Annotated in this window: 6 protein-coding genes and 1 pseudogene; 4 read left to right on the forward strand and 3 right to left on the reverse strand. The window is 66.7% G+C overall.

Annotated features, from left to right (window positions below):
• Positions 1-45: 45 nt before the first annotated feature.
• Genes yidD through rpmH form a run of 3 tightly spaced genes read right to left on the reverse strand, consistent with a single transcriptional unit; the run spans position 46 to position 866 of the window.
• Entirely contained in the window at positions 46-330 is a 285-nt protein-coding gene (gene yidD / locus HMPREF0975_RS14635; protein WP_021609736.1) for a membrane protein insertion efficiency factor YidD, read from the reverse strand.
• A gap of 28 nt (positions 331-358) precedes the next feature.
• Complete coding sequence (rnpA, locus tag HMPREF0975_RS03255; protein WP_083840691.1) at positions 359-727, reverse strand: ribonuclease P protein component; 369 nt, start codon at positions 725-727, stop codon at positions 359-361.
• Between the two features lies 1 nt (position 728).
• Positions 729-866: a 50S ribosomal protein L34 gene (rpmH, locus tag HMPREF0975_RS03260; RefSeq protein ID WP_009232709.1), complete on the reverse strand. Its 138-nt coding sequence runs from the start codon at positions 864-866 to the stop codon at positions 729-731.
• 588 nt (positions 867-1,454) lie between these two features.
• Between rpmH and dnaA the strand changes: the two genes are divergently transcribed.
• The 4 genes and pseudogenes from dnaA to HMPREF0975_RS16030 all read left to right on the forward strand — a co-directional run.
• The gene (gene dnaA / locus HMPREF0975_RS03265; RefSeq protein ID WP_009232710.1) at positions 1,455-3,104 is read left to right on the forward strand and encodes a chromosomal replication initiator protein DnaA; all 1,650 of its coding nucleotides are present in this window, start codon (positions 1,455-1,457) and stop codon (positions 3,102-3,104) included.
• Between the two features lie 531 nt (positions 3,105-3,635).
• Entirely contained in the window at positions 3,636-4,766 is a 1,131-nt protein-coding gene (gene dnaN / locus HMPREF0975_RS03270; RefSeq protein ID WP_009232711.1) for a DNA polymerase III subunit beta, read from the forward strand.
• Between the two features lie 13 nt (positions 4,767-4,779).
• Positions 4,780-5,997 carry a DNA replication/repair protein RecF gene (recF, locus tag HMPREF0975_RS03275; protein ID WP_009232712.1) on the forward strand — a complete coding sequence of 406 codons (1,218 nt, stop codon included), beginning with the start codon at positions 4,780-4,782 and terminating at the stop codon, positions 5,995-5,997.
• A pseudogene (locus tag HMPREF0975_RS16030) lies at positions 5,990-6,306 on the forward strand (hypothetical protein); the annotation flags it as partial. The gene recF and the pseudogene HMPREF0975_RS16030, both read left to right, overlap by 8 nt.

A 6,306-nucleotide genomic window follows, 5' to 3' on the forward strand; every position in this document is an offset into this window, starting at 1 on the left:
TCAGGGTCTGAGCCGGCATCATGTCCATCGGTTCATCAGGACCGGTCAGGGTTCTTCGACCATGAACCTCGGAACGTCGCGGGGATGGTGGTAGCGCCAGCGCCCTTTGTCCGGGACATGATCGACTCCACCCGGGGTCAGCGGATTGCAACGCAAAAGACGCCACACGCTCAGCAGCGTGCCCTTGACCGGACCGTGCACCTCCACCGCCGTGACGGCGTAGGCCGAGCAGGTGGGGTAGTAACGGCACGACGCCGGCAGAGCAGGCGATACGAAGCGCTGATAAAAACGCACCGGTGCCAGAAGGACTCGTATCATCCATCCACTCATCGCTCGCCCATCACCGCATTCAATCGGCTCACCGCTGCCGCTCTTGGGCCCGGCGCTCACGGCACCGATTCAGAAGCCGATCCAGGTCCCTCCCCAGAGTGCCGCTATCGACGCCGTCGGCGCCGGCCAGCCCGCGCACAACGATGCGGGCCCCGGGTTCGAGCGCACCGACCCGCTGAGCCATGAGGGCTCTCACGCGGCGCTTGACACGGTTGCGGTGAGTCGCCAACGGGATCTGCTTCTTGGGCACGACGACGCCGACGAGAGCCGGGGAATCATCCCCTCTCCCGCCGGCGTGGTAGTGCACGACCAGCCTGCGGTTCCCGCAGCGCGTACCCCGACGCATCGCGGTGGTGAAGTCCTCACCCCGCGCTAACCGGTGCGCCGCGCCGAGCACCTCAGGCGGCGAGGCGAGCGCGACCCTTGCGGCGCCGCGAAGCGAGAACAGCGCGACCCGCGCGGGTGGACATGCGCTTACGGAAGCCGTGCACCTTGGCACGATGACGGTTATTCGGCTGGTAGGTCCGCTTGCTCACGGGCTTAACTCCTGCTTGAGGTGATCGGAACAGTGCATCGCGAGGCTCACGGCACTGTCGCTCGTCCGGCTGCCCCATGGTTCGGGACCTGACTCCGCACGAACGTCTGCAACAGCCTACGTTTGGCCCTCTTGCCGGTCAAACGGATGTGGCCGACTGTGACCGATGACGTCATCCACGCCTATCCACAGGAGATCCACAAGAGAGGACTCGCGGCATCCACCGCTGTGGGAAGTCGGCCGTCCACAAGCTTGCGGATATGTGGATAACTCACTGATCTGTGTGCATCTTCTCAGTAGACCCGCAAATCGCTAAACATTCGTCATTCGGCGGGCTCGTGCCACACGATCGACCTCGAACAACCCTAACATTCCCAGCATTTATCCTGAATGACACCTGTGAGTCATTACTCTCTGTGTCCCCAGGTGTGGACAAGGCTGTGGAGAGACAGCATGATGGGACGCCCGGTCGAGACCACCCGGTTCGCCGGGGCCGCGCGTCCTAGTCATGGTCGGCGCAGCGCCCTGGCCGACGCCGGTCGGGTTGCGATCACTAGGGAATACCAACCATGCCGATCAGGAGTCCGTCGTGCCCGACGCCGCCAACACCAAATGGCTCTCCGCCCTCGAGGTGCTCTCCAGCTCCGGAGAACTGGGCCAGGGCAAGATGTCCATGATTCGCATGACCCATCTCATCGATGTCGACGGCACTCTCGTCCTCGTCGTCGGATCGGCCTTCGCCAAGGACATCGTCGAGCAGGCACGTGGCCCGATCAGTGCCGCCGTCACCCAGGTCTGGGGACGCCCCATGCCCATCGAGGTTACGGTCGACACCTCCTCAGAGGTCTCAAGAACCCCCATGCCGCCCGTGACCCCCGAGCCCGTCAACCTGACCACGGCGTCGCCATCACCATCGCTGTCGGGAGCCTCACCCGTGCCCGCCCCGCCCGGCGCCGCTAGCGCAGCCGCACCCGCCTACGGCGAACAGATCGGGGACCCGTCAACCTATCCGGCGTCGTCAGCACCTTCGCCGGCACCCCGTTCCCAGGCCTCCGCGGCATCGGCACCCTCACCGACATCGGGCTCCCTGCCGGCCATGTCAGGACTCTCCAGCGCCTACAGTCCCGGGGCGATCGGCCCCCAGAGTCCTACCGGACTGCTCACGCCGACGGCGGCCAACGACGTCTCCCAGCTCAACCCGCGCTACACCTTCGACACCTACGTCACCGGCTCGTCCAACCGGTTCGCCCATGCCACGGCCCTGGCCGTCGCCGAAGCTCCGGCCCGTGCCTACAACCCCCTATTCATCTACGGAGGCTCAGGCCTGGGCAAGACCCACCTCCTGCACGCCATCGGCCACTACTCCCAGACGCTCAACCCGGGAATCCGCGTCAAGTACGTCAATTCAGAGGTCTTCGTCTCCGACTTCATCGCCTGCGTGCGCGACGGCAATCAGGACGACGGTCGCATGGAGGGGTTCAAGCGACGCTACCGCGAGGTCGATATTCTCCTGGTTGATGACATCCAGTTCCTCCAGGGCAAGGAGTCCACCCTTGAGGAGTTCTTCCACACTTTCAACTCCCTGCACTCCTCGGGCAAGCAGGTCGTTCTCACCTCCGACCAGCCCCCCAAGGCACTGGGCGGACTCGACGAGCGCCTGCGCTCGCGCTTCGAGTGGGGCCTGCTGGCCGACGTCCAGCCCCCGGATCTGGAGACCCGCATCGCGATCCTCTCCCGCAAAGGCACTGCCGAGGGCCTCGATCTGCCCTTCGACGTCCTGGAGTACATCGCCTCGCGCATCACCACCAACATCCGAGAGCTGGAGGGCGCACTCATCCGCGTGACGGCCTTCGCCTCGCTCAACAAGCAGCCCGTCGACCAGACTTTGGCCGAGATGGTCCTCAAGGACATCATCTCCGACCCCGAGGGCCAGGAGATCACCACTTCCCTCATCATGGCGCAGACCGCCGACTACTTCGGCATCACCATCGACGACCTGTGCTCGGCCAACCGCTCGCGCACCATGGTCTCGGCCCGCCATATCGCCATGTACCTGTGCCGCGAGCTCACCGACCTCTCCCTGCCCAAGATCGGCCGGGAGTTCGGCGGACGCGACCACACCACGGTCATGAGCGCCGACAAGAAAATCCGCACCCTCATGGCAGAACGGCGCTCCACCTTCAACCAAGTCACCGAACTGACCAGCCGCATCAAGCAGGCCGCCCAGTCACCCGCCTGACCCGACGACGTCTCACCTCAACGACGGTTGTGGAGGGCGCTGAGGACGGCAGGTGGAGGAGCGAGCGTGTCGCTGTGGAGGCACGGCACCCTCACTGTGGAATGACATTGATGTCATTTGCTCTCTCCACTGCTACCCCGTCGCGCTCACCAGAACCGCCCACGTATGTCTCCCCAGGACGATCGTTATCGTTACGCGGAAAGATCCGGTTATCCACATCATCCACACGTGCTACTACACCTACAAACCAAGATGACAGAACATGCGATTCACGATCGGCCAACGAGGTCGACCTGGGCCCCGAGCCTTCGTCATTCAGGGAGACTCATGGGATGAGCGTGGATGATCGCTGGTGACGGGAGCGATTGGTACGGTCTACCGTCTACACTCTCGACCCAGGACTGCGCTCCGAACGACGCGGCTCCTGCCGACTACCCGCCGGCGACCCGCTGGCATGCATGTTCCTTGTTTGGCTCAGTGGTGCCAAGACGCACCGCTGACCGACCTACCACGATGACGGAGGCACTTACCGTGAAGCTCAGGGTTGACCGAGACATCCTCGCCGAAGCCGTCACCTGGACCGCGCGATCCGTGCCCGCCCGCCCGCCGGTACCGGTGCTGGCCGGAGTCAGGCTGGAGGCCAAGGGCTCCAGCCTGGTTCTTGCCTCCTTCGACTACGAGGTCTCGGCGCACTGCGAGGTTGCCGCCGACGTCGAGCAGGACGGTAGCGTCCTCGTCTCCGGAAGACTTCTGGCCGATATAGCCAAGGCTCTGCCGAACAAACCCGTCGATCTGGAGGTCGAGGGCACCAAGGTGGCCGTCTCCTGCGGCTCGGCCCGCTTCTCCCTGGCCGCCATGGCGGCCGACGACTACCCGGCGCTGCCCGTCATGCCCGCCGTGGCCGGAACGATCGATGCCCACGACCTGGCCCGCGCCGTCGCCCAGGTCTCCATTGCAGCCTCCCGCGATGACACCCTGCCCCTGCTCACCAGTGTCCAGATAGAGGTCGAGGGCAGTTCCCTGGTTCTCATGGCCACCGACCGCTACCGTCTGGCCATGCGGGAGCTGACCTGGTCGCCCGCCAACACCGAGCTGTCCACCACGGCGCTTCTCAAGGCCCGTACCCTGTCCGACGTCGCCAAGTCCCTGACCTCCTCGGGCGATGTGACCGTGGCCCTGAGCAGCGAGTCGGCCGCCTCCAGTCTCATCGGCTTCGAGGCCGGCGGGAGACGCACCACCTCCCTGCTCACCGACGGCGACTATCCACCGGTGCGCCGCCTGTTCCCGGAGTCGACCTCGATCCACGCCACAGTGGGCACCGACGAGCTCATGGCGGCGGTGCGCCGCGTCAGCCTCGTCGCTGACCGCTCCACCCCCATCCACATGGCCTTCACACAGGGCAACCTGGAGCTCGACGCCGGACAGGGCGACGACGCCCAGGCCACCGAGCAGCTCGTAGCCCACCTCGAGGGGGACGACATCTCCACCGCCTTCAACCCCGGTTACCTCCTCGATGGTCTGGGCGCACTCAACCAGCCCTACGTCCGGCTCGACTTCACCCACGCCTCCAAGCCCGCGGTGCTCACGGGTATGGACTCCATCGGCGGTACCGAGGACTCCACCTTCCGCTACCTGCTCATGCCGATCCGCTTCGGAGCCTGAGACACGACGGTGCATGTACGTCTCTGACCTCTCCCTGGACGACTTCCGCTCCTACCGCAATCTCATCCTGTCCCTCGAGCCCGGCCCCAGTGCCTTCGTGGGCTCCAACGGGCAGGGCAAGACCAATCTGGTCGAGGCGATCGTCTACCTGGCGACGCTCTCCTCCCATCGGATCGGAGCGGACACCGCCCTGGTGCGCCGGGCGGCGCCCGGTCAGAGTCAGCCCCCCGGCGCCGTCATCCGGGCCCGAACCATCCACGGCGACAGACCCAGCGTCCTGGAGATCGAGATCATCGCCGGGAAGGCGAACCGCGCTCGCCTCAACCGGGGCGGCTGTCGGCCCCGCGACCTGCTCGGGGTTCTGCGCGCCGTCGTCTTCGCCCCCGAGGATCTCTCCCTGGTGCGCAACGAGCCCGGCGTGCGTCGAGGATTCCTCGACGAACTGATGGTCACCCTGCGCCCGGGCCTGGCCGGGGTGCGCAACGAACACGACAAGATCCTCGCCCAGCGCGCCAGCCTCCTGAAGTCCGCTCGCGCCGCCCGCTCATCGACCGCCTCCATGCTCTCCACCCTGGAGGTCTGGGACGGTCAGCTCGCCGTAGCGGCTGCAAGACTCATCGCCGCCCGAGTCGATGTCGTACGGCGTCTGCGCCCCTGGGTGGTCTCCGCCTACGAAGCCGTCTCCGGTGCCTCCGGGCAGCAGCCCCATGCGCAGATCGCCTACCGCTCGAGCCTGCTGATGCACGAGGGGGCACCGGAGCCCGATCCTCATGATGAAGCGGCCTGGCTCGCCGGTGAGGAGGCGCTCCTCGACGAGTCCGCCGTCGCTGAGCGTCTGGAGAGCGCCATGGGCGAGCTTCACGCCCGGGAGATCGACCGCGGCGCGAACCTCATCGGGGCGCACCGCGACGACCTCTCCTTGTTCCTCTCCGGTCTGCCCGCCCGCGGATTCGCCTCCCACGGCGAACAATGGTCCCTGGCCCTCGCACTGCGCCTGGCCTCCTACGACATGCTGCGCACCGACGTCGATGCCTATGGCGGTGACGGAGAACCGGTGCTCATCCTGGACGACGTCTTCGCCTCCCTCGACGAGCAGCGCCGCCGCGCCCTGGCCCAGCTGGTCGCCGGCGCCCAACAGGTCCTGCTGACCGCCGCCGTCGACGATGACATTCCCGCCGAGCTCGCCGGCGTCCGATACCGTGTGGCTGATGGCGAGGTCTCCCGTGGCTGAGAGTCCCCGTCCCATCGGTGACGCGCCGGCCGGCGGGAACGGTCAGGCTGGCAGCGCCGCTGACCGCACAGATGGCACTGCCGGCGTCGGCCCGCTTCCCGACGTCCTGGCCCAGCGCGCCCTGACCCGCCAGCGAGCCCGGGCCTGGGAGAAGGGGGACAGTCGGGTCCCGGTCCGCAGGCTGCGAGAACCGGTCCGCCGCGGTCGCACCGAGATCGGCGGAGGCCCGCAGGACTCTGCGGAGGCCGCGGCGCCCTGGGACCGGCGTCGGGAACTGGCCCGGGCGCTCGGACTGGATCCGGATGACCC

The sequence above is a fragment of the Actinomyces sp. oral taxon 849 str. F0330 genome (assembly GCF_000239715.1).
GTDB lineage: Bacteria > Actinomycetota > Actinomycetes > Actinomycetales > Actinomycetaceae > Actinomyces > Actinomyces johnsonii.